Below are 20,741 nucleotides of genomic sequence, written 5' to 3' on the forward strand. Positions count from 1 at the left end.
GTGGTCGGGCCCCGGCATCCGGGGGAGAGGACGCCGGGGACGCAGGGTCGATCAGTCGACCAGCATGGCCTTGAGCTCGGCATGCAGCTCCGGATCCACATCCTCGGCCAGCTTGTCCCATGCCGCCTCGATGGCGGTCGAGAGATACTGGTCGGCGTCGTCACCGGTCAGCTCGACCTCCTGGAAGCCGGCATCGTCCATCTGCTGATAGCCGTCGGCGATGATCTCGTCCCAGCTGGCGTCGATCTCGGGTGCCAGCTCATCGCGCAGGTAGGCCTGCAGGCGGCCCTTAAGATCGTCGGGCAGCTCGCTCCAAGCCTCCGGGTTGACCAGCACGTTGAAGCCGGCCCGGTAGTAGGAGGGCGTGATGTAGTAATTGACCACGTCCTCGAACTGGTCGACCCAGCCGAGGTTGCTCTGGGCGAAGCCGTCGATCACGCCGCGCTCCATGGCGGTGTAGATCTCGCCCATGGGCAACACCAGGGGCTCGGCACCGAGCGATGCGACGAACGGCAGGATGGTCGGGAAGACGCGGATGCGCTTGCCCGCGATGTCGTCGAGACCACCAACCTCTTCCTTGAAGAACAGGAAGAACTTCACCGGGCTGGCCGGGATCTCGCCGAGGTAGTGCAGGCCTCGCTCGGCGTGAATCTCGGTCATCAGATCCAGGTAGCCGGTCTGGGCAATCTCGTCATAGGTCTTGAACGACAGGTTGGAGGCGGTGGCCGACGGCACCAGGCCAGAATAGTAGCTCGGGCTGGTCAGCGCCATGTCGATGGAGCCATTGCGCACGGCGTCAGCCAGGCGGAACGGCGGCATCACCTCGGGGCCGCCGCGCCAGTTGATCTGCAGTTCGCCGTCGAACTTCTCGTTGATCGCCTCGACGAAGGCCTCGAAGCCGTGGGAGACCACCGCGCTCTTGGGCGTGAAGGAAACGGCGTTGAGGGTGATTTCCTCGGCCTGGGCGGCCCCGGCGGCGGTCGCCAGGGACAGGCCCAGCAGGGACGTGGTCAGGAGCTTCTTGGTCATGCGGGGATTTCCTCGGATGTTGTTATTGAAGCGTTCGGGAGCAGTCGCTGGCGTCAGGCCAGCGCCACGCCCCAGGCGTCATAGCCGTAGACCCAGTCGGCATTTCCCTCGCCCTTGAGCCAGTCGTTGGCCCGGGAGCCGCGCTGTACCTTGGCGGTACGCTCCTTGCGGGCCGACTCGAAGCGTTCCAGCGCCGCAGAGAGCCCGGCGCGGTCGACGCCCTCCAGGCAGCGCGACAGCACTACCGCGTCCTCGATGGCCATGCACGCGCCCTGGGCCATGAAGGGCACCATGGGGTGGGCGGCGTCGCCGATCAGGGTGGCATGCCCCACCGACCAGCGTTCCATGGGCTCGCGCACATAGAGCGCCGACTTGGTCACGCCGTCACAGGCGGCCAGCAGGGCCCGCACGTCGGGATGGAAGTCCTTGTAGACCTCGCGCAGCTCATTGACGTCGCCGGGCAGGGTCCAGGACTCCTCGCGCCAGTCGTCCTGCGGGGTGGTGGCGAAGACGAAGACCTCCTCGCCGCGGGTCAGCGGGAAGACCACCACCTGGACGTCGGCGCTCGGACCCCACCACTTGGTGAAGGCGTCCAGATTCTCGACCTCCGGCACCGCGCTGCGCGGCACCACCGAGCGATAGGACACCAGGCCGGTGAACTCGGGCTGGTCCGCGCCGAACAGCTCGCGACGCACGGCGGAGTGAATACCGTCGCCGCCGACCACCAGGTCGACCTCCTCGCTGGTGCCGTCGGCGAAATGGATGCGCATCGGCTCGCCCTGCTCGATGCGTTCGGCCTGCTTGCCCAGCCGGATGGCCTCCTCGGGCAACGCCTTCTCCAGGGCCTGGAGCAGGTCGCCGCGATGGATCGTCAGCTGCGGGGCACCGTAGCGTTGTTCGGCGGCCTCGCTCATGGGCAGCCGCGAGGTCTCCTCACCGGTGTCCCAGGTACGGCTGATGCGGTGGGTCGGACGCGCCGCGGTCTCGCGCAGCACCTCGCCCACGCCCAGGCGATCCAGGGCACGCACGGCGTTGGGGGTCAGGTTGACGTCGGCACCGATGCGCAGGAACTGCTTGGCACGTTCGAAGACGATGGCCTCGTGGCCCTGTTGACGCAGCGCCAGAGCTGCACAGAGACCGCCGACACCCCCGCCGCAGATACCGATCTTCAGGCTTGTCATGCTGTTATTACCTTTGTTGCCATCCCAGACGGCGCGCCGCTTGGCGTGCCATATTTGAAACTTTGTTTATTATTTGATGATAGCAATGTAGGCTCGCCGTCGAGCTTTGTCAAACGTCGCCCGAGCGGTCGCCAGAGGCCGATCAACGACCCTTGGATAATCAACAGGATGCGTACGAAAAGGGCGGCGCCGACCCGGAACGGGGCGGCGCCGGCCGCTCAGTAGCGGCGAATCAGGGGGAGGAGCACCACGGCGCCGAGGAAGGCCATGGCCATCATGAACATCAGCCCGGCGGTCATGTCACCGGTGGCGACGATCAGCGCGCCGATCAGCACCGGCACCAAGGCGCCGGAGAAGTTGCCCAGGCCGTTGAAGATGCCGCCGGCGGTAGCGCTGACGTCGGAGGGCGTGGCCTTGGCCAGCAGCGCGAAGACGTTGGGCGCACCGACGCCCCACATGGCGGCGCTGAACGACATGGCGGCGATCATCGCCCAGTTGGAGTCCTCGATGGACAGCACCATCGCCAGCCCCAGGCCCGCACCGAGCATGGCGATCGAGCACATCAGCGCGCGCCGGTCGAAGCGGTCGGAGACGATGGCGCCGATCACCTCGCCCAATAGCATGGCGATGAACGGCAGCGAGGAGAAAATCCCCGCCTGGTCGAGATCGATGCCCTTGTCCTGAACCAGATAGGTGGGCAGCCAACTGTTGAGACCCCACAGGTAGGCCAGGAAGGCGACGTTGAACAGGCACATCGACCAGAAGGTCCAGCGCTTGAGCAGCCGACCGGTGGCGGCGCGGTGGGTCGCCAGCGGCACGTGCTGCTTGTCGCTGTGCTGCAGCGCCGGGGAGCGGGTACTGACGTCGAGGCGCCGGAACACCAGGTAGACCAGCAGCATCACCGGTACCGTCAGCAGGGCGATGGCGAAGAAGCTGGCTCGCCAGCCGAACTGGTCAATGACCCAGATGGTGAAGGGAAAGCCCAGGGTGGCGCCGATCGGCGTGCCGAGTAGCCACAGCATGGTCGCTCGGGCCTGCTCGCGCGGCGGGAAGAGCCGCTTGACGATGGTATAGGCCACCGCAAACATCGGCCCCTCGGCGATGCCCAGCAGCACCCGCAGGCCGAGCATCAAGCCGTAATCGTCGACGAAGCCCATCACCGCCATGATGCTGGCAGTCAGGATCAGCATGCCGTAGAGACAGCTGCGGGGGCTGAAGATGTCGCCGAGAAAGCCCAGGAACATCGACGAGGCCCCGTAGGAGAGCAGAAAGCCGGTCATCAGCAGGCCCAGCTTGGTCGACTCTCCAACGAGCCCCAGGTCGGCCTGGAAGGCCGGGCTCGAGATCAGTACGGCGACGCTGATCTTGTCGAAGAACGACAGGATCACGCAGGCCAGCAGGGCCAGGGGCACCAGCCAGCGCCGCGCGCCGCTCGATGCCCCGGCATCGGGCGAGGCCCCGGCCGTCAAGGCCGGGGCGGCGGTATCGGACATCGGTTCACCTTATCGTTGTGTCGTCAGGGACGGTCGGTTCAGCGCAGCTGCATCAGGTTGTAGTCAGGATCGCCCAGCGCCTCGGGGTCGAGCACGCGCTCGGCGGCCAGCCAGCGCTTGCCCAGCTTGATGGCGCGCGGCTGGTCGAAGGCCACCATCTGCACCAGGCGATTCTCGTCGTCCAGGTAGAAGAACACCGGCCCCTGGGGATCGCGGCGCACCACGCAGTGCAGCTCGCCGCTCGGCACGCCGAGGATCTGGATGTTGACGCCGTGCTGGTCGGACCACAGCCAGGCCGGCTCGTCGTAGTGGGCGTCCTTGCCGAGCATGGCGTCGGCCACCACTCGGGCCTGGTTCTGGGCGTAGGCCCAGGACTGCAGGCAGAGCCCCAGGTGGGGGTGCTGGGCCACGTCGCCGGCGGCGAAGATCCGCGGGTCAGAGGTGTGCCCGGCGGCATCGATGACGATGCCCTGCTCGGTGGCAAGCCCCGCCTCGCGGGCCAGCTCCAGGTTGATCTCGACGCCGGTCCCCACCACCACCAGATCGTAGGGCTCCCGGGGCTCGCCATCGGCCACGACATTCACCCGGCCGTCATCCTCCTCGTCCAGGGCGATGTCCTGGCGACCGAGTTCCAGGCCGACGCCGTGGCGCTCGTGAAGCTCGCGGATCGCCTCGGCCACCTCGGGCCCCACGCTGCGGCCGCACAGCGCCGGGGCGCGCTCGAAGACATCCACCTCGACGCCCAGCTTGCGGGCACTGGAAGCGACCTCGAGGCCAATCCAGCCGCCACCGATGATGCCGACCCGGCGACTGCCCTCGAGCTTGGCCTTGAGTCGGGTGGCGTCGTCCCAGGTGCGCAGGGTCATGACGTTGGCGAGGCTCGCCCATTCGGCCACCGGCAGCCGCGGTCGGCTGCCGGTGGCGATCAACAGGCGATCGTAGGGCAGCCGCTCGCCGTCGTCGAGCACCACTTCGCCGGCCGCGCGGTCGATCTCGACGGCCCGGCGCGGACGCCGCCAGTCGATGTCGAGCGCCGCCAGGCTCTCTTTCGGGAACAGCCGCGGCAGCGGTTCGCTTTCCGTGACCACGCCCTTGGACAGCGGCGGCCGCTCGTAGAAGTCGTGGGGCTCGTCGGCGACCACGGTCAGCCGGCCCTCGAAACCCTCGCCGCGCAGCGCCTTGCAGGCATAGCCGCCGGCCTGGCCGCCGCCGATCACCACGATGTGCTGGATATCGCTTGCCATGTGCACCACCTCAGTTGAAGACGAAGCCGCCGTTGATCGGGATCACCTGGCCGGTGACGAAGGTCGACCAATCCGAGAGCAGGTAGAGGATGGTCCCATCCACGTCGTCGGGCTGCTGCTCGCGCTTCAGGGCGCGCCCCTGGGCGTAGTAGTCGTAGCGCTCCTGGGGCACGTACTCGGTGGCCTCGCAGTGGGTCAACCCCGGGGCCACGGCGTTGACGCCGATGCGGCGCTCGCCCAGCTCGCGGGCCATGGAGCGGGTCATGGAGATCACCGCGCCCTTGCTGGCGACGTAAGCCATCAGCCTGGGTGCGCCCCACAGGGCGGTGTCCGAGGCCAGGTTGACCACCCGGCCACCGCCGCCGGCCTCGAGCAGAGGCACCGCGGCGCGGGTCATCAGCCAGGTGCCGCGCACGTTGACCGCCATCACCCGGTCCCACAGGGCCATGTCGTAGTCCATCATGGTCTCGCCGCCGACGCCGGTGGCGATGGCCGCATTGTTGACCAGCCCGTCCAGGGCACCGCCCTCGGCGATCCGTGCCATGCCCACCTCGATGGAGGCGGGATCGGCCTGGTCGATGACCAGCGCCTCGACCTCGGCGCCACGTTCGCGCAGCGCCTCGGCGGTCTGCGCAAGCTCGGTCTCGAGGATATCGCTGATCACCAGCCGCGCGCCCTCGGCGGCGGCGGCCTCGGCGACGCTGCGGCCCAGGCCGCGGGCGGCCCCGGTCACCAGGATCCGCTTGCCCTTCAGCATCTCGGCCATGTCAGGCCGCCTGCTGGCGCTCGGCCAGCTGCTTCTTGGCCATCTTCAACATCACCCGGCGCAGCCGCGAGAGGCCCACGTCGTGCTGGTAGAGATTCTCGTGCGTCCGGGCCTGCGGGGCCAGGTTCTCGAGGATGATGCGATCCTGCTCCAGCACGTCCCAGTGCAGCTGCTCGAGTTTGGTGCGGTAGAAGAAGCGCCACACCTGACGCTGCCAGCCGTCAACCTTGCGCACCCGCCAGAAGAACACCCGGGTGTGCTCCTTGTCCTCGGGCACCGCCATGCCGACGATCCAGAACGGACCGCCCGGGCCGAAGCGCTGCTGGTAGGGGATCGACAGGCGCAGCCACAGGGCATTGGTGTTGCCGAACTCCACCCAGTCGAAGTTGACCCCGGTCTGGCCGGTCTTCTTGAAGATGAAGCCGCTCTCGGTGGGCTCGAGCACCATCTCGGCCTGACGGTCGCCCTCGGCCATGGAGTGCGAGTCCGAGTGCAGGTAGGTGCCGTGCATCGGGTCCATGACGTTGTCGATGGCGTACTGGTAGTTGCACTTCCAGGTGGCGGTGCACAGGAAATGGCCGTAGGTCTCGCCGTCGGTCAGCTGCTCGGGCAGCTCGAGCTCGCCGGGCTCCTCGTCCGGGCTGGTGCCGAAGTAGACGAAGATGGCGCCATGGGCCTCCTGGATCGGATAGCGACGCACGCAAGCCTGTCCGACCAGCGGGCTGTTGCTGATCGCCGGCACGTCGCAGACCTCGCCCTCGCCGTTGACCTCGACGCCGTGATACCAGCAGGCCAGGCGATCGCCCAGGTTCCAGCCCTTGGACAGGCGGGCGCCACGGTGGGGGCAGCGGTCCTCGACGGCATGCAGGGTGCCGTCGAAGCCGCGCCACAGCACCAGGTTCTCGCCCAGGCGGGTGATGCCGACGGGGTTGCTGCCGACCTCCCAGCTGGCGGCGACGGGATACCAGAGGGAACGCAGGCCGCTGTCCAGATAGTCCTGGACGGCGGTGTCGACGGAGGATGCACTAGTCATGTCTCGACCTCGTTATGTCTTGTACTGGCAAGGGGACGCGCCCCGGGCGGATCACTGCCCGAGCACCGCCATCTCCTGAAGGAAGCTTTCCTGGGTCCAGGCCTGGCCGTTGCGATCATGGCGATGGCGGGCGTTGAGGCCCTCGACCACGGCGTCCAGCTCGGTCGCGCCGTCGGCGAAGACCTCCTCGAGGGCCGACACCAGGGCATGCTCGAAGGCGCCCGGGGCGCTGGCGCGGGTCTGCCACACGGGGTTGGCGAATCCGCCCGGCGCCTCGATGTGGCCCTGGCCCGGCTCGCTGGAGGGAATGATGCGCTGCCACTGCTTCAGTTGGGGGTTGTAGTCTTGCTGGGCCATGGTTCAGCTCTCCTCGCTGGTCTCGAGTTGTACCTCGTCGTCGATGATCCGCACCGGGTAGACGTGGAGGTCACGGTCGGCGGGCTCGCGCAGGCACTTGCCGCTCTTGATGTCGAAGGTCGCCTCGTGGAGCGGACACTCCACCTGGCCGTCCTCGACGAAGCCCTGGGACAGCAGGGCATAGGCGTGGGGGCAGACGTCCTCGAGGGCGTAGTACTCGCCGTCGAGCACGTAGACGCCGATCTCCTTGCCGTCGACCTTGGCGGAATAGGGGAAGTCTTCCTGTACCTGATCGGTTTTGCAGACGGTGGTCCAACTCATGGCTCGGTCCTCATCGGTCGGGGGATGGTTCATCCCTGACGAATCTCTTATTTGAGACGGAGTTTTTTATATGATCCTTGGCGCCAGTATAGGCACGCCGGGTCGGCTGTCAAATACTATATAGTATTGGATCGACACAACGACAGCGTCACCTGCCTACAGCATAGGCAGGCGGCATGGGAGCGAGTTCGAGAGACCGGTGGGCGTTGCCTAGGTTTTGTGCGAAAAGTCGGCGAGCGATGGCCAGACAAGGAAAAAATCGGCGAAAAGACGGAGTTTACGCGTTGTAAATGAGTACTTTGAGCCGATTTTTGACGCCGTATGGGCGAGCGCAGACAGTTTTCGTACAGAACCTAACGCAGCTCGGTGCGCAGGGAGAGACGATAATCGTTGGCGGGAATGTGCATGATCTGCCAGGCCACGGTGGTGTCGTCGGCCAGGCGATAGAAGGTCTCGAGGCGCAGCCCCAGCGGCGGGTCATCGGCCTGGTCGGGCAGCATGACCCGGGCCGCGGGCTTGGGCAGCCGCACCAGCCGTACCCGATTCTCGGCATGGCTGACCGTTACCCGGGCCCGAGCCTCGAGCAGCGGCAGCACGCTCTCGTGCTCCAGCGCCTCGGCCTCGACCTCGAGCAGCGGCGCCGCCATGTCGGCGCGCAGGTAGATCTCGGTATGGCAGTCGAAGGCGCCGTCGATGCGATCCTGGCGCACCAGCCGCACATGGCCTTCCTCGCACGGCCCCAGGATCTCGCGCCAGTTCCCCTGGCGGCTCAAGCGCTCGCGCTTGAGCAGGCGGATGAACACCATGCGCACCCGGGCGCCGTCGGGGCGCAGGAAGCCAAAGGCGGGAGTGGTGATCTCGCGGCGATGGTCACCGCCGGCGACGAAGGTGCCCAGGCGCCGCTGACGATAGAGCTCGCCGCTCTCCACCAGGTCACGCAGCGCCTTCTGCACCGTGCCGAGACTCAGCGGCAGCGCCTCGGCCAACGCCTGCTCGGTGGGCAGGCGCGCGCCCTCCTCCAACCGACCCTCGACGATCAGCTCGATGATCGCATCGCGCATGCACAGGTACTTGGGCGACCTGGGAGAACGTTCGAGGTGCCTGGCGACACGATCGGCCAGCAGAGTCAGCACGGCGGCGCCTTGTGACGGGAATGAAGGCGGGGATTCTAGCAGGCCCGGCCAGAAGCTCGAAGCCGTAAGCCGTAAGCCGTAAGCGCAGAGCTTAGAAATAGTAAACCCCATCTGGCATCTGCCAGACGGGGTTCTTCTTACAGCTTACAGCTTACAGCTCAGGGCTTACGGCTCCCGGCGCTGCCGGGTTATTTCTCGACGAAGGCGCGCTCGATCACGTAGTCGCCGGGCTCGCCCATGCGCGGCGAGATATTGAAGCCCAGCTCGTCGAGCAGTGAGCTGGTCTCGTCGAGCATCGCCGGGCTGCCGCAGATCATGGCGCGATCCTGCTTCGGGTCCAGGGCCGGCAGGCCGGTATCCTCGAACAGCTTGCCGGTGCGGATGTGATCGGTCAGACGCCCCATGGTGTGGAACTCTTCGCGGGTCACGGTGGGGTAATAGACCAGCTTCTCGCTGATTTCCTCACCCAGGTACTCGTGGGCCGGCAGCTCCTTGGTGATGAAATCGGCATAGGCCAGCTCGCTGACGGTGCGCACGCCGTGGATCAGCACGATTTTCTCGAAGCGCTCGTAGGCTTCCGGATCCTGGATCAGGCTCATGAACGGCGCCAGGCCGGTACCGGTGGACAGCAGGTAGAGGTTGCGGCCCGGCAGCAGGTCGTCGGTCACCAGGGTACCGGTAGGCTTGCGGCTGACCATGATCTGGTCGCCGACGTTGAGGTGCTGCAGACGCGAGGTCAGGGGACCGTCCGGCACCTTGATGCTGAAGAACTCCAGGTGGTCCTCGTAGTTGGGGCTGGCGACGGAATAAGCGCGCATCAGCGGCTTGCCGTCCACCTCCAGGCCGATCATCACGAACTGACCGTTCTTGAAGCGCAGGCTGCGCTCGCGGGTGGTCTTGAAGCTGAACAGGGTGTCGTTCCAGTGATGAACGCTGAGGACCTCTTCCAGGGCGAACTTGCTCATGCCGGCTCCCGTCTATTCCGAAAACATATATTCCGTAAACGCATAATTGCGTCGATCGGTATTTGCAGATGATTCTAAGAGACGGCGAGATATCTGTTAAATGGATTGTATGGATAAAGCTTATCTATAATACGGATAAACCAGATCGGAGCCTGCCGGATGCGCTATACCCTGCGCCAGCTCGAGGTGTTCGTGGCCGTCGCCCAGCACGAGAGCGTCTCCCATGCCGCCCGCGCCCTGTCGCTGTCCCAGTCGGCGGCCAGCACCGCCCTGGCCGAGCTCGAACGCCAGTTCGACTGCCGGCTGCTGGACCGGATCGGCAAGCGGCTCAAGCTCAACGCCCTGGGCTTCCAGCTGCTGCCAAAGGCGGTGGCGCTGCTCGATCGCGCCGAGGAAGTCGAGGAGCTGCTGCGCGGCCAGCAGGGCATCGGCACCCTCGACGTCGGCGCCACCCTGACCATCGGCAACTACCTGGCCACCCTGCTGATCAGCGACTTCATGCAACAGCACCCGGGCAGCCGCATCCGCCTGCAGGTGCGCAACACCCGCACCATCATCGAGAGCGTGCGGCACCACGAACTGGACCTGGGGCTGATCGAGGGCCAGTGCGAGGACGAGGACGTGATCACCCAGCCGTGGGTCGAGGACGAGCTGGCGGTGTTCTGCGCCCCGCGTCACCCGCTGGCCGGCCAAGGCCCGGTGGAGCTCGACCGGCTGCTGCGGGAAGCCTGGATCATGCGTGAGGAGGGATCCGGCACCCGGTTGACCCTGGAACAGGCCGCCCGGCATCGTCGCGGGCGCTTCAATACCCTGCTCGAACTCGAGCACACCGAGGGCATCAAGCGCGCCGTGGAATCCGGCCTGGGCGTCGGCTGCGTATCGCGACTGGCGCTGCGCGACGCCTTCCGCCGCGGCAGCCTGGTGCCGATCCCCACGCCCGACCTGGACCTGAGCCGTCAGTTCGCCTTCATCTGGCACCGGCACAAGTACCTAGCGCCCGGCATGCGCGAGTTCCTCAAGCTATGCCGGCAGATGACCGAAGGCATCCGTCGTAGCGACCAGCTCGATCTGCCCCACTATTGACCGGCCATGCGGCACGTCCCTGTGCCGCGGCCGGCTGGGCTCAGTCCTCCAGCAGGGCGAGCTCGGCCCGCCGGGGGCGGTCCGCCGGCAGGGCCGGCGCCGAGGCATCGCGCGCCTTCAGCGTGAAGCCGCCGACCAGCTCGGCGAGATGGTCGGCCTGCTCCTTGAGCCGCTCGGCGGCGGTGGTCGACTCCTCCACCAGCGCCGCGTTCTGCTGGGTCATGTTATCGAGCTCGGAGACCGCCACGTTGACCTGGCCAATGCCGTCGCGCTGCTCGCCGGTGGCGGCGGTGATCTCGCCCAGCACATCGGCCACCCGGGCAACGCTTCCCACCAGCTCTTCCATGGTGTTCCCGGCGGCGCGCACCTGGCGCTCGCCCTCCTCGGTGCGGCTGGCCGAGGTGTCGATCAACGCACGGATCTGCTTGGCCGATTCGGCGCTGCGGCTGGCCAGCTGGCGTACCTCGCCGGCCACCACCGCGAAGCCGCGACCCTGCTCGCCGGCCCGGGCCGCCTCCACCGAGGCGTTGAGCGCCAGCAGGTTGGTCTGGAAGGCGATGCTGTCCATCAGGGTGACGATCTCGCCGATCTGGCGCGACGATTCGCTGATGCCCTGCATCGTCTCCACCACCTGGCCCATGGCGGCACCGCCGCGGCTCGCCACCTCGCTGGCCGACGCCGCCAGGCCGCTGGCCTGCCGCGCCGCATCCGCGGTGTGCTCCACGGTGCCGGTGATCTCCTCCATGGAGGCCGAGGTCTGCTGCAGGCTGGAAGCGGCGTTCTCGGTGCGCCGCGACAGGTCCTGGCCACCCTGGGCAATCTCGGTGGCGGCCACATTCACCGACTCGCTGCTGTCGCGAACGTCGACCAGCACGTCGTTGACCTTGTCGGCGAAGGCGTTGAACTCGATGGCCAATCGCGCCGTCTCATCGCGGCCGCGCACCGGCAGGCGCCGCGTCAGATCGCCGTCACCGGAGGCGATGTCACGCATGCGCTCGGCCAGCAGGCGCAGCGGCCTGGCAATGCTGCCGCCCATCAGCCAGCTCGCCAGCAGGCCCAGGCCGACGACCAGCAAGCCCACCAGGGTCATGCCCCAGAAATCGGCCCGACGCTGCTCGGCCAACCGCGCCTCCAGGCCATGCAGCCCGGCCAGCACGGCCTGCTCGGGCAGGCGAATCGCCAGCACCCAGCGCTCGCCGGTGTCGCCGATGGTGAAAGGCCGATAGAGCTCGAAGCGCCCAGCATCCTCGTCGAAACGATAGCTCGACTCGCCGTCGCGGGCCGCGGCCAATGGCGCCTGTAGCGTCTCGTCGAGGGTATCGGCAGCGAGCTCGCCCAGGGAGGCATCGGCGTCGGTGGCCGCGGCGACCACGCCACGGGAGGCTACCAGCACCATCTCGCCCACACCGTCGTAGAGCCCTTGGTTGGCCTCGGCGAGCATGCCCTGCAGGAACTCCACGTCCAGATCCACGCCGGCGATGCCGCGGAACTCGTCGTCCACCAGGATCGGTACGTTGAACGAGGTCACCAGCTTCCGCTCGCCGCCGTAGTCGTAGTAGTGGGGATCGATGATGCAGGTGCGTCGGGTTTCCTTCGGGCACAGGTAATACTCGCCCTCGCGAATGCCCTGGGCGTTGCGCGTCTCGCTCTCCATGCCGTCGCCTAGCGCCAGCACCTCGATGTCGCCATCGGCGGTGCGATACCACCAGGGCATGAAGCGGCCGTCGGGCCCGTAGCCGCCGTCCTCGATGTCGATGAAGTAGTCATCGGGGCCGAAGGCATCCGGCTCCCAGCCGATGAAGGCATCCAGCAGGTCGGGGTGCTCGGCCACCGCGTCGCGGGCCAGATTGGACAGCTCGCGACGCCCCAGGGTCAGGCGGGCCCGCTCCTCGTCATCACGCTCGCCCATCAGCGCGTTGGTGTCGGCCAGGCCGCGGGCCACCCCCAGGGCGCCCTCGAGCTGGCGCCGGATCGCCTCTGAGCGTGCCTCGGCCAGGGCCTCGAGGCGCTGTCGGGCATTGGCCTCGATCAGATCGCCGGCGTGCTGCGCTACCAGGGACTGGGAGCGTGAGCCGGCCCAGGTCGCATAGCCGACCAGCACCGCCGCCACCGTCAGGATGCACAGCCCGACCAGCAGCGCGACATGGGTACGCAACGACTTAAAGCGCATGGCCGGCCTCCCGCGATTGAGGATGATGGGGCAAGGGGGGCCAGGCAGACGCCAGGGGGGCGCGGGGCGGGCGGGCCGCCCCGCGCATCGGGGAAAGCATCGTCATGGAAGACACTCGCGAATCGGGACAAGGGATTCGTGTTATCGGCACGCCGCCCGCCGACTTGACGCCCCGGGATCGACCTCGCTTCGCGGATGTCGCCGGACGATCAGCGCAGGTCGCTCACCGCCTCCTGGATGTGCTCGATGCTGGCCTTGGTGAGGTCCTTGGCGAGGGTGTGGATGACTCGCTTGGCCGTCGGGGCATCGAGCTTGTTGCGCAGCAGGCCGAGAAAGCGCGGCGGCGCCACCAGGATCAGCTTCTCCAGGGTATTGTCGACCCGGGCCCGATAGAGACGATCGGCCACCTCACGGGCAAACAGGGTCTCGTGATGGGCAGACGCCACGCTCTCTCCGCCGGAGGAACGCGCGGTGGTGGATGTCGACTCGTGCACGTCGCCCTCGCGGTCGGTCACCAGGTCACCTTCGTGCAGGCGGCCCTCGGCATGCACCAGGCTGTCCTTCTCTTCGAGCTTGAGGGCGTCACGGGTGAAGACCCGCGCCCTGGCGGCATCGGCCACCACGATATAGGTCGTCATAGTCGCTCCTTGAGGGATGTGGGGCGAGAGGGGCTCCCTCGCCCACTCTCTCAGCATTGGCAAGCCCCTCTCAAGCGTCAAACGGCGACACCTGGCGTCGGCATCCGCGGACACTGCCGCGCGACCGCCGGCTGGGGTAGGATGCCCGACTCATCGGCACGGAGCCCCGACAACAGCGAGCGGCATCCCCAAGGCCGACCCCCGGAGGACACGACATGCGCCACTTCCTGTTCCCGCGGCAACCGTTGCCGCGCTCTACCCTGCTGTTCTGCCACGCGGCCATTCAGCTAGGCCTGCTGGCCGCCGGCGGCCTGTGGCTGGCACCGCGCACGCCCTGGCTGGCCGATACCGACTGGGCGACGGCCTGGCCCCAGCTGGCGCTCGGCGGCGGCGTGATGCTGCTGGCGATGGTCGCCACCCGCCTGCTGGCCGAGCTGTGGCTGCTCCCTCATCACCTGGCGGCCCAGCGCCCGGGCTTCGCCCCCGGCGCCGTGGTCACCCGTTCGGTCGAACGCCGCCCCGCGGTCCATGACCAGGAGCATGCCTGGACCGCCGGCGGGCGCGAGATCGACGGCGAGGATGCGGTGCTGAGCCCGGCCCGCGTCGCGCGCCAGGCCCCGCGTCGCCGCCAGGACGAACCGAGCCTGGACCTGGCCGGAGGACACGCCGAACCGGCGCCCGCCAACGAGCCGCGGCTGTGACAACATTTCGCTCGAAACGACGAACCCCGGCCTTGGCCGGGGTTCGTCGCTGTCATCCGTTCGCTATCGAGAGAACCGGCTCACTCATTCAACAAGCGACGCATGAAAGGCGGCAGCGCCAGGGCGCCGCGATGGGCCTCGACGGTGTAGTAGTCGAGCGGCAACTCGTGCGCCGCGGCATCCGTCTCGCGGAACGCGGTGACGTCGAGCGCCTTGCCGGCGAGGGTCACGCTCCACCAGCCGGATGGATAGACCGGCTGCGGGAAGGGCAGCGTGGCTACGCTGTCGAAGCCGGCCTCGCGCATGTCACGACGAAGTTCGCGGATGATGTTAGCGCTGTGATAGAGCGGCGACTCGCTCTGCTGTACCAGCACGCCGCCGGGGCGCAGTACGCGATGACAGCGGCGCAGGAAGTCGGTCTTGAACAGCCCTTCGGCGGGCCCCACCGGGTCGGTGGAGTCGATGATCAGCACGTCGACGCTCTCGTCGCCCGCCTCCTCGATCCACTGCACCCCGTCGGCGAACATGAGCTCGGCGCGGGGATCGTCGTTGGACGCGGTGAGCGACGGGAAGAAGCGCTCGGCGGCCAGGGTCACTTCCTCGTCGATGTCGATCTGGGTGACCTTCTCGACGCCGGGGTGACGCAGCACCTCGCGCAGGGTACCGCAGTCGCCGCCGCCGATGATCACCACCCGCCGCGGAGCGGCGTGGGTGAACAGCGCAGGATGGGCGATCATCTCGTGATAGAGGAAGTTGTCGCGATCACTCAGCATCACGCAGCCGTCGAGCACCATCAGGTTGCCGTAGGTCTCGGTGGCATAGACCTCGAGGTGCTGATACGGGCTCTGCACCTCGTGCAGTTTCTCGGTGACCTTCAGCGAGAAGGCGCTGCCGTGGCTATCGAAGACTTCGGTGAACCAGCCGGAGCCGGAACCAGAGCCGAGGACAGCATCGGGGCCGGAATCAAGAGAGGAGCTCATCGTGGACCCTCAGGGTAACGAGTGGGAAGACCAAGCCGCCAGCGAGGCTGGCGGCCGGCAAGGTAGCCTAAGACGGCGCGCGAAGAAAGCCCCGGCGCACACCGGCCAGGGCCAGGACGGCGCAGGCCGCTCCCAGGGCGTTGGCCAGCAGGTCGGCGAGATCTCCGCCGGCGCGGCCGGGAACCAGTAGCTGGGCGAACTCCAGCACTGCCCCAAATCCCCAGCCGGCGGCGAAGGCCGTCAAGGGTCGCAGCCCGGCGAGCCCGAACAGCCCGGCGATGACCGCATAGCCGAGGAAGTGGTTGGCCTTGTCCCAGGACAACGCATCGGGTAGCTCGTCGCCCGGCATCAGGCTGCCCCAGGCGACCAACAGCGCCGCCACCGCGGCCAGCACCGCCCACAGCCGGCGGCGGTCATGCCAGCGCCGCAGCCAACCGGGGTCAGTCATGCGCGATGCGCTGATGATAGGCCGGGCTCAGTTCGTGCAGGGCGTCGAGAAAGGCGGTGACACGCTCCGGGTCGGTGAACTGGCTGATACCGTGCCCCAGGTTGAACACGTGGCCCGGCCCCTCGCCATAGCTGTCGAGAATGCGGGCCACTTCGGCGCGGATCGCCGAAGGCCGGGCGAACAGCACGTTGGGATCCAGGTTGCCCTGCAGGGCAACCCGGTGGCCGACCCGCTGTCGAGCACCGGCCAGCTCGGTGCTCCAGTCGAGCCCCAGAGCATCGGCGCCGGTCGCCGCCAGATCTTCGAGCCACTGGCCGCCGTTCTTGGTGAACAGGATCACCGGCACCTTGCGTCCCTCGTGCTCGCGAATCAGCCCAGCGACGATCTGCTCCATGTAGCGCAGCGAGAACTCCAGATAGGCCGGCGTGGACAGCGCCCCGCCCCAGGTATCGAAGATCTGGACGGCCTGAGCGCCGGCGCGGATCTGGGCGTTGAGATAGTCGGTCACCGCATGGGCCAGGGTGTCGAGCAGCCGGTGCATGGTGTCCGGCGTGTCATAGAGCATCGCCTTGACGTGGCGGAAGTCCTTGCTCGAGGCGCCTTCCACCATGTAGGTGGCCAGCGTCCAAGGACTGCCGGAGAAGCCGATCAGCGGCACCCGGCCGTTCAGCTCCCGACGAATGGTCGAGACCGCGTTCATCACGTAGTCCAGGTCGCGCTCGGCATCGGGCACGCTGAGTGCTTCCACCGCTTCGGTGCTGCGCACCGGCTTGCGAAACTTGGGTCCCTCGCCGGTCTCGAAGTACAGCCCCAGCCCCATGGCGTCGGGAATGGTGAGAATGTCCGAGAACAGGATGGCGGCATCCAGCGGATAGCGCTCCAGCGGCTGCAGGGTGACCTCACAGGCACGATCACGGTCGCGGCACAGGTCCATGAAACTGCCGGCCTGGGCACGCACCTCGCGGTATTCCGGCAAGTAACGGCCGGCCTGGCGCATCATCCACACCGGGGTGCGGTCCACGGGCTGCCGCGCCAGGGCGCGCAGAAGGCGATCGTTGTTGAGTTCCATGCGGGCGCTCATCCACGGGAAATGTGGGCCACATTGTACCCCATCGACACCGCACGGGCTGCTCGTGAGCCCGTCATCGTCCTGATAGAATGCGGACATATCCATCGGCCACGCCATGGTCATGCATCGAGGTACATCGTGACGATTCGCTACATCTCCGCCTCCCGGCTGCCCACGCCCTGGGCCACCTTCACCATGCACGGCTTCGAGGACGAAGCCACCGGCAAGGACCACATCGCGCTGACCCTGGGCGACGTCGGCGACGGCACCCCGGTGCTGGGCCGAGTCCACTCCGAATGCCTGACCGGCGATGCGCTGTTCTCCATGCGCTGCGACTGCGGCTATCAGCTCCAGGAAGCGCTCAAGCGCATCGCCGAGGAAGGCCGCGGGGTGCTGCTCTACCTGCGCCAGGAGGGTCGGGGCATCGGCCTGCTCAACAAGATCCGCGCCTACCACCTGCAGGACCAGGGTGCCGACACCGTGGAAGCCAACGAACAGCTCGGCTTCGCCGCCGACCTGCGCCGCTACGATCTCTGCCTGCCGATGCTCGAGCACCTGGGCATCGGCGCACTGCGGCTGATGACCAACAACCCGCGCAAGGTCGATGCCCTGACCCGGGCAGGCGTCGAGGTCAGCGAGCGCGTGGGGCTGACCACCGGCCTCAACCCCCACAACGAGCACTATCTTTCCACCAAGGCCGGCAAGCTCGGACACATGATGGTGCTGGGCGACTTTACGCAGGCCAGCGACGTGGATATCGAACGCAACAAGCCCTGAGCGGAGGGAGCGGTATCGCTCAGGGCCGACGCGATGCCCCTGCTTTCCCCCTGCGTTGGATGACTGTCCCGACTGACGGGAACCTCCGCTTCGACGCCGACGTCGAAGCACAAAGGGAGGATCCGTCATGGCTCGGCACCCCGGCGACCCCGACTATTCGCTTCTCGAGGAGCTGCTGCACAGCGTCAGCCATGGCGTGGGAGCGCTGCTGAGCGTCGCCGGGATGGTAGCGCTGGTCGCCATCAGCAGCCGCGACCTGGCGGTCAGCCCCCACAAGACTGCCGCCGTCTCCCTCTACGGCAGCACGCTGGTGCTGCTCTACACCGCCTCGACGCTCTACCACGGCACGCGCCACCCCGGCCTCAAGCGCGCCTTCCGGCTACTCGATCACTGCGCGATCTATACCCTGATCGCCGGTACCTATACGCCCTTCTTGATGGTCAACCTGCAGGACTCCCTCGGCGAACCGTTATTGGCAGTGATCTGGACCCTCGCCGTCGCCGGCATCGCCCTCAAGCTATGGCGTCCCTGGAAGCTGGGCGGTCTGCACATGGCCATCTACCTGCTGATGGGCTGGTTGATCCTGGTCGCCGCCGGCGAACTCGACGGCGCCCTGTCAATGACCGGTATCGGCCTGCTGGTCGCCGGCGGCCTGACCTACTCCCTGGGACTGGTATTCTTTGCGGTCCGCGCCATCCCCTTCAACCACGCCGCCTGGCACCTGTGCGTGATGGGCGGCAGCGCCTGCCACTACGCCGCCGTGGTCACCGACGTTCTGCCCTACCCGGGCTGAGGCGCCACACCCGACCGAGACATAGTCAGGCGTTATCGACGCTATAGCATCGTTTGGCTTTGCTAATTGTTAGCCAGCTATTACTGTTATCGCTATCGAACACGCCAGACGAAGGAATCTCACATGAAACTCAAGCTGATCACCGCTAGCCTGCTGCTCGCCGCCCTGCCCCTGGCCGCCCAGGCCGACCCGGCCACCGAGCGGGCACTACAGCTTCACCAGGAGCCGCTGTCCGCCGCGCCCGCATCCCAGCACACTGTCGCCGACAGCGTCTCCCGCGAGGCGCAGACCGACTGGGGTGGCAGCGAGGCCATGGCCCAGGCCCGCCTGAGCCTGAACGCCCAGCCCCAGGCGACACAGATCGTCGCCAGCGACGACGCCATCGATCTGGCCCGCCAGGCGACGCAGGGCTGATAGCGCCGGATCGAAGGCATGGCCGCCCCCTCACGGGCCGGCCTGGTCAGACGCGGCCGCCGCCGTCCGCTGGCAGACTCAGCCAGAAGACGGTGGCGGCCGCATCACTTTCGCACCACGCCTCCCCGCCGTGCAGCTGCGCCACGGAACGCACGATGGCCAGCCCCAGGCCACCGGTACCCACCGGCCGCGAGCGCGCCGGATCGCCGCGATAAAAGCGCTCGAAGAGCCGCTCCCGCTCCGCATCGGGAATCGGCGTCCCGTGGCTGATCACCCCGATGCGGAGGCGTCCGACCTCCGACCGCGATACCAGGCGGATCTCGGTGCCACTGCCGCCATGGCGCAGCGCGTTGTCGATGAGGTTGGCAAGCGCCCGGCGCAGCAGGTCGAGATTGGCCGTCACCCGCCCTTGCGTGCGGTTGACCAGCTCGCGGCCATCGTCCTCGGCCATGCCTTCGAAGTAGTCGCACAGCTGATCGACGAGGGGCCCCAGGTCGAGCGCCTCGCGGGGCAGCGTGCTCGACGGCTGTTCGGTGCGCGCCAGAAACAGCATGGTCTCGATCATGCGCGACAGCCGCTCGTACTCCTCGACGTGGGAGCCCAGCAATTGACGGTACTCCTCCGGCGCGCGCTCACGCTGCAAGGCCTGCTGGGTCGCCCCCAGCAGGTTGCCCAGCGGCGTGCGCATCTCGTGGGCCAGATCCTCGGAGAAGCGTGATAGCTGGGCGAAGCCCTCCTCCAGTCGCGCCAGCATCTGGTTGAGCGCACCACTTAGATCCCGCAGCTCCGTCGTCTCGTCGCTCGCCTCCAGCCGCTGATGCAGGTGCGCCACGTCGATCGTGCGCGCACGATCGGCCAGCCGCCTGACCGGGCGCAGCCCGCGCCGAGCGACGGCCCAGCCCAGCACACAGGCCAGTACCGCCCCCGCTCCCATGGCGAACCACAGCCGCAGCCGATAGGCGGCCAGCATCCGCTCGCGCTCGTCGAGCGTCTTGCCGGCCACCAGGGTCAGGCGTCGCCCCTCATGTTCGAGGCTGCGCCAGGCCAGGCGCGTCGCCTCGACGGCGGGGTGCTCGCCGAGGCGCCCCATCGGCGCCGGCGAAAGCTCGGGCACCGGCAGGCCCGGCGGATTGACCTCGATCAGCGGCGCGCCCTGTGCGTCGAGTATCCACAGCAGGCTTTCGCGATTGCCCATCATGTTGGCGTAGAGCAGCGGCCGGCGGCGCAGCGCCGCGATGCTCTCGCCGTCATCCAGCAGCGCCTCCATGCGCTCGAGGCGGCCCTGCAGCATCTGGTCGTCGCGCCAGGCGATCTGCTCGCCCAGGGCGTGATAGAGATAGGCGCCGAGGCCCCCGAGCAGCCCCATGGTCACCAGGGCGAAGAGCAGCGATAGCCGCAGCGACAGGGAGGACGGCGCTCGCATCAGCTACGATCCTCCAGCACGTAGCCCATGCCGCGCTCGGTATGGATCAGCCGGCAGGGGTAGGGGTCGTCGACCTTGGCCCGCAGCCGCCGCACGGCCACCTCGACCACGTTGGTGTCGCTGTCGAAGTTCATCCCCCACACCTCGGAAGCGATCAGGGTCCGCGACAGCACCTCGCCCTCGCGCTCGAGCAGCAGCTGCAGCAGCGCGAACTCCTGATTGGTCAGCGAAAGCCGCGTCTCGCCGCGGGTCACCCGCCGCTTCAGCACGTCCATGTACAGATCGGCCACCTGGAAGCGCTCCCGCTCGCGGGGCGGGCCCCGGCGCAGCAGGGTTCGCACCCGGGCCAGCAGCTCGACGAAGGAAAAGGGCTTGACCAGGTAATCGTCGGCGCCCAGCTCCAGCCCCTTGACGCGATACTCCACGGCGTCCCGCGCGGTCAGGAACAGCACCGGCACCTGACTGCGGCGCCGAATCAGCCGCAGCAGCTCCCAGCCGTCGAGCCCCGGCAGCATGACGTCGAGGATGATCAGATCGAAGTCGGTTTCCTCGATCAGGTGCCGGCCATCCAGCCCGTCCCGGGCCACTTCGACCCGATAGCCGGACTCGCCGAGCCCCTTGGCGAGGTAGTCGGCGGTCTTGTCCTCGTCTTCCACCAGTAGAATACGCATCACGGTGTCCTCGACAAATACCGGGACAGGCTAGCGGGAGACGGCCACGATG

At 67.5% G+C, this 20,741-nt stretch carries 22 protein-coding genes; 5 read left to right on the forward strand and 17 right to left on the reverse strand.

What is annotated here, in order from left to right; translation table 11 throughout:
• Positions 1 to 51: 51 nt before the first annotated feature.
• The 10 genes from dctP to ACGTN6_RS03115 all read right to left on the reverse strand — a co-directional run bounded on the left by dctP (position 52) and on the right by ACGTN6_RS03115 (position 9,522).
• Positions 52 to 1,029: a TRAP transporter substrate-binding protein DctP gene (dctP, locus tag ACGTN6_RS03070; RefSeq protein WP_394589760.1), complete on the reverse strand. Its 978-nt coding sequence runs from the start codon at positions 1,027 to 1,029 to the stop codon at positions 52 to 54.
• A 53-nt stretch (positions 1,030 to 1,082) separates the two neighbouring features.
• Positions 1,083 to 2,210 (reverse strand): FAD-dependent monooxygenase, encoded by a 1,128-nt coding sequence (locus ACGTN6_RS03075; RefSeq protein WP_394589761.1) that lies wholly within the window; start codon positions 2,208 to 2,210, stop codon positions 1,083 to 1,085.
• A 218-nt stretch (positions 2,211 to 2,428) separates the two neighbouring features.
• Complete coding sequence (locus ACGTN6_RS03080) at positions 2,429 to 3,703, reverse strand: MFS transporter (protein WP_394589762.1); 1,275 nt, start codon at positions 3,701 to 3,703, stop codon at positions 2,429 to 2,431.
• Between the two features lie 38 nt (positions 3,704 to 3,741).
• A complete protein-coding gene (locus ACGTN6_RS03085) occupies positions 3,742 to 4,947 on the reverse strand; it encodes an NAD(P)/FAD-dependent oxidoreductase (protein WP_394589763.1) in 1,206 nt (401 codons plus the stop codon).
• A gap of 10 nt (positions 4,948 to 4,957) precedes the next feature.
• The gene (locus ACGTN6_RS03090) at positions 4,958 to 5,713 is read right to left on the reverse strand and encodes an SDR family oxidoreductase (protein WP_394589764.1); all 756 of its coding nucleotides are present in this window, start codon (positions 5,711 to 5,713) and stop codon (positions 4,958 to 4,960) included.
• A 1-nt stretch (position 5,714) separates the two neighbouring features.
• A complete protein-coding gene (locus ACGTN6_RS03095) occupies positions 5,715 to 6,746 on the reverse strand; it encodes a Rieske 2Fe-2S domain-containing protein (protein WP_394589765.1) in 1,032 nt (343 codons plus the stop codon).
• Positions 6,747 to 6,797: 51 nt separating this feature from the next.
• On the reverse strand, positions 6,798 to 7,103 hold the full coding sequence (locus ACGTN6_RS03100; RefSeq protein WP_394589766.1) for a recombinase-like helix-turn-helix domain-containing protein: 306 nt from the start codon (positions 7,101 to 7,103) through the stop codon (positions 6,798 to 6,800).
• Between the two features lie 3 nt (positions 7,104 to 7,106).
• Positions 7,107 to 7,424, reverse strand: a complete 318-nt coding sequence (gene nirD, locus ACGTN6_RS03105) for a nitrite reductase small subunit NirD (protein WP_111382319.1) — start codon at positions 7,422 to 7,424, stop codon at positions 7,107 to 7,109.
• Positions 7,425 to 7,777: 353 nt separating this feature from the next.
• A complete protein-coding gene (locus ACGTN6_RS03110) occupies positions 7,778 to 8,557 on the reverse strand; it encodes a GntR family transcriptional regulator (RefSeq protein ID WP_394589767.1) in 780 nt (259 codons plus the stop codon).
• A 188-nt stretch (positions 8,558 to 8,745) separates the two neighbouring features.
• The gene (locus tag ACGTN6_RS03115) at positions 8,746 to 9,522 is read right to left on the reverse strand and encodes a ferredoxin--NADP reductase (protein ID WP_394589769.1); all 777 of its coding nucleotides are present in this window, start codon (positions 9,520 to 9,522) and stop codon (positions 8,746 to 8,748) included.
• Between the two features lie 159 nt (positions 9,523 to 9,681).
• Here ACGTN6_RS03115 and ACGTN6_RS03120 point away from each other — a divergent pair, with 159 nt between their 5' ends.
• A complete protein-coding gene (locus ACGTN6_RS03120; protein ID WP_394589770.1) occupies positions 9,682 to 10,605 on the forward strand; it encodes a LysR family transcriptional regulator in 924 nt (307 codons plus the stop codon).
• A gap of 40 nt (positions 10,606 to 10,645) precedes the next feature.
• Here the strand turns inward: ACGTN6_RS03120 and ACGTN6_RS03125 are convergent, their stop codons facing one another.
• The gene (locus ACGTN6_RS03125; protein WP_394589771.1) at positions 10,646 to 12,775 is read right to left on the reverse strand and encodes a methyl-accepting chemotaxis protein; all 2,130 of its coding nucleotides are present in this window, start codon (positions 12,773 to 12,775) and stop codon (positions 10,646 to 10,648) included.
• 209 nt (positions 12,776 to 12,984) lie between these two features.
• Positions 12,985 to 13,413, reverse strand: coding sequence for a host attachment protein (locus tag ACGTN6_RS03130; RefSeq protein WP_394589772.1), 429 nt, complete (start codon positions 13,411 to 13,413; stop codon positions 12,985 to 12,987).
• Positions 13,414 to 13,628: 215 nt separating this feature from the next.
• Between ACGTN6_RS03130 and ACGTN6_RS03135 the strand changes: the two genes are divergently transcribed.
• The gene (locus tag ACGTN6_RS03135; RefSeq protein ID WP_394589773.1) at positions 13,629 to 14,114 is read left to right on the forward strand and encodes a hypothetical protein; all 486 of its coding nucleotides are present in this window, start codon (positions 13,629 to 13,631) and stop codon (positions 14,112 to 14,114) included.
• An 80-nt stretch (positions 14,115 to 14,194) separates the two neighbouring features.
• On the opposite strand, the gene speE is transcribed toward ACGTN6_RS03135, so the two are convergent.
• The 3 genes from speE to hemE form a co-directional block, all read right to left on the reverse strand.
• Positions 14,195 to 15,094, reverse strand: a complete 900-nt coding sequence (gene speE / locus ACGTN6_RS03140) for a polyamine aminopropyltransferase (RefSeq protein ID WP_394589774.1) — start codon at positions 15,092 to 15,094, stop codon at positions 14,195 to 14,197.
• Positions 15,095 to 15,161: 67 nt separating this feature from the next.
• Complete coding sequence (locus ACGTN6_RS03145; protein WP_394589775.1) at positions 15,162 to 15,542, reverse strand: VanZ family protein; 381 nt, start codon at positions 15,540 to 15,542, stop codon at positions 15,162 to 15,164.
• Entirely contained in the window at positions 15,535 to 16,611 is a 1,077-nt protein-coding gene (hemE, locus tag ACGTN6_RS03150) for a uroporphyrinogen decarboxylase (protein WP_394589777.1), read from the reverse strand. Before hemE ends, ACGTN6_RS03145 begins: the two co-directional genes overlap by 8 nt.
• 138 nt (positions 16,612 to 16,749) lie before the next feature.
• Between hemE and ribA the strand changes: the two genes are divergently transcribed.
• The 3 genes from ribA to ACGTN6_RS03165 all read left to right on the forward strand — a co-directional run bounded on the left by ribA (position 16,750) and on the right by ACGTN6_RS03165 (position 18,595).
• Positions 16,750 to 17,388, forward strand: coding sequence for a GTP cyclohydrolase II (gene ribA, locus ACGTN6_RS03155; protein WP_394589778.1), 639 nt, complete (start codon positions 16,750 to 16,752; stop codon positions 17,386 to 17,388).
• 127 nt (positions 17,389 to 17,515) lie between these two features.
• Entirely contained in the window at positions 17,516 to 18,181 is a 666-nt protein-coding gene (gene trhA / locus ACGTN6_RS03160) for a PAQR family membrane homeostasis protein TrhA (RefSeq protein WP_394589780.1), read from the forward strand.
• A gap of 123 nt (positions 18,182 to 18,304) precedes the next feature.
• Positions 18,305 to 18,595, forward strand: a complete 291-nt coding sequence (locus ACGTN6_RS03165) for a hypothetical protein (RefSeq protein ID WP_394589781.1) — start codon at positions 18,305 to 18,307, stop codon at positions 18,593 to 18,595.
• A 46-nt stretch (positions 18,596 to 18,641) separates the two neighbouring features.
• Here ACGTN6_RS03165 and ACGTN6_RS03170 read toward each other — a convergent pair whose 3' ends face one another.
• A complete protein-coding gene (locus ACGTN6_RS03170; protein ID WP_394589783.1) occupies positions 18,642 to 20,018 on the reverse strand; it encodes a heavy metal sensor histidine kinase in 1,377 nt (458 codons plus the stop codon).
• Positions 20,018 to 20,689, reverse strand: a complete 672-nt coding sequence (locus tag ACGTN6_RS03175) for a heavy metal response regulator transcription factor (protein ID WP_394589784.1) — start codon at positions 20,687 to 20,689, stop codon at positions 20,018 to 20,020. Before ACGTN6_RS03175 ends, ACGTN6_RS03170 begins: the two co-directional genes overlap by 1 nt.
• Positions 20,690 to 20,741: the final 52 nt, after the last annotated feature.

Origin of the sequence: Halomonas sp. B23F22_20 (assembly GCF_043496985.1) — a bacterium.
Taxonomy (GTDB): Bacteria; Pseudomonadota; Gammaproteobacteria; order Pseudomonadales; family Halomonadaceae; genus Halomonas.

Bases quoted from the DNA above. Each gene is read 5' to 3' on its own strand.
- dctP (WP_394589760.1), bottom strand. From the start codon at position 1,029: ATGACCAAGAAGCTCCTGACCACGTCCCTGCTGGGCCTGTCCCTGGCG.
- ACGTN6_RS03075 (WP_394589761.1), bottom strand. From the start codon at position 2,210: ATGACAAGCCTGAAGATCGGTATCTGCGGCGGGGGTGTCGGCGGTCTC.
- ACGTN6_RS03080 (WP_394589762.1), bottom strand. From the start codon at position 3,703: ATGTCCGATACCGCCGCCCCGGCCTTGACGGCCGGGGCCTCGCCCGAT.
- ACGTN6_RS03085 (WP_394589763.1), bottom strand. From the start codon at position 4,947: ATGGCAAGCGATATCCAGCACATCGTGGTGATCGGCGGCGGCCAGGCC.
- ACGTN6_RS03090 (WP_394589764.1), bottom strand. From the start codon at position 5,713: ATGGCCGAGATGCTGAAGGGCAAGCGGATCCTGGTGACCGGGGCCGCC.
- ACGTN6_RS03095 (WP_394589765.1), bottom strand. From the start codon at position 6,746: ATGACTAGTGCATCCTCCGTCGACACCGCCGTCCAGGACTATCTGGAC.
- ACGTN6_RS03100 (WP_394589766.1), bottom strand. From the start codon at position 7,103: ATGGCCCAGCAAGACTACAACCCCCAACTGAAGCAGTGGCAGCGCATC.
- nirD (WP_111382319.1), bottom strand. From the start codon at position 7,424: ATGAGTTGGACCACCGTCTGCAAAACCGATCAGGTACAGGAAGACTTC.
- ACGTN6_RS03115 (WP_394589769.1), bottom strand. From the start codon at position 9,522: ATGAGCAAGTTCGCCCTGGAAGAGGTCCTCAGCGTTCATCACTGGAAC.
- ACGTN6_RS03120 (WP_394589770.1), top strand. From the start codon at position 9,682: ATGCGCTATACCCTGCGCCAGCTCGAGGTGTTCGTGGCCGTCGCCCAG.
- ACGTN6_RS03125 (WP_394589771.1), bottom strand. From the start codon at position 12,775: ATGCGCTTTAAGTCGTTGCGTACCCATGTCGCGCTGCTGGTCGGGCTG.
- ACGTN6_RS03130 (WP_394589772.1), bottom strand. From the start codon at position 13,413: ATGACGACCTATATCGTGGTGGCCGATGCCGCCAGGGCGCGGGTCTTC.
- ACGTN6_RS03135 (WP_394589773.1), top strand. From the start codon at position 13,629: ATGCGCCACTTCCTGTTCCCGCGGCAACCGTTGCCGCGCTCTACCCTG.
- speE (WP_394589774.1), bottom strand. From the start codon at position 15,094: ATGAGCTCCTCTCTTGATTCCGGCCCCGATGCTGTCCTCGGCTCTGGT.
- ACGTN6_RS03145 (WP_394589775.1), bottom strand. From the start codon at position 15,542: ATGACTGACCCCGGTTGGCTGCGGCGCTGGCATGACCGCCGCCGGCTG.
- hemE (WP_394589777.1), bottom strand. From the start codon at position 16,611: ATGGAACTCAACAACGATCGCCTTCTGCGCGCCCTGGCGCGGCAGCCC.
- trhA (WP_394589780.1), top strand. From the start codon at position 17,516: ATGGCTCGGCACCCCGGCGACCCCGACTATTCGCTTCTCGAGGAGCTG.
- ACGTN6_RS03165 (WP_394589781.1), top strand. From the start codon at position 18,305: ATGAAACTCAAGCTGATCACCGCTAGCCTGCTGCTCGCCGCCCTGCCC.
- ACGTN6_RS03170 (WP_394589783.1), bottom strand. From the start codon at position 20,018: ATGCGAGCGCCGTCCTCCCTGTCGCTGCGGCTATCGCTGCTCTTCGCC.
- ACGTN6_RS03175 (WP_394589784.1), bottom strand. From the start codon at position 20,689: ATGCGTATTCTACTGGTGGAAGACGAGGACAAGACCGCCGACTACCTC.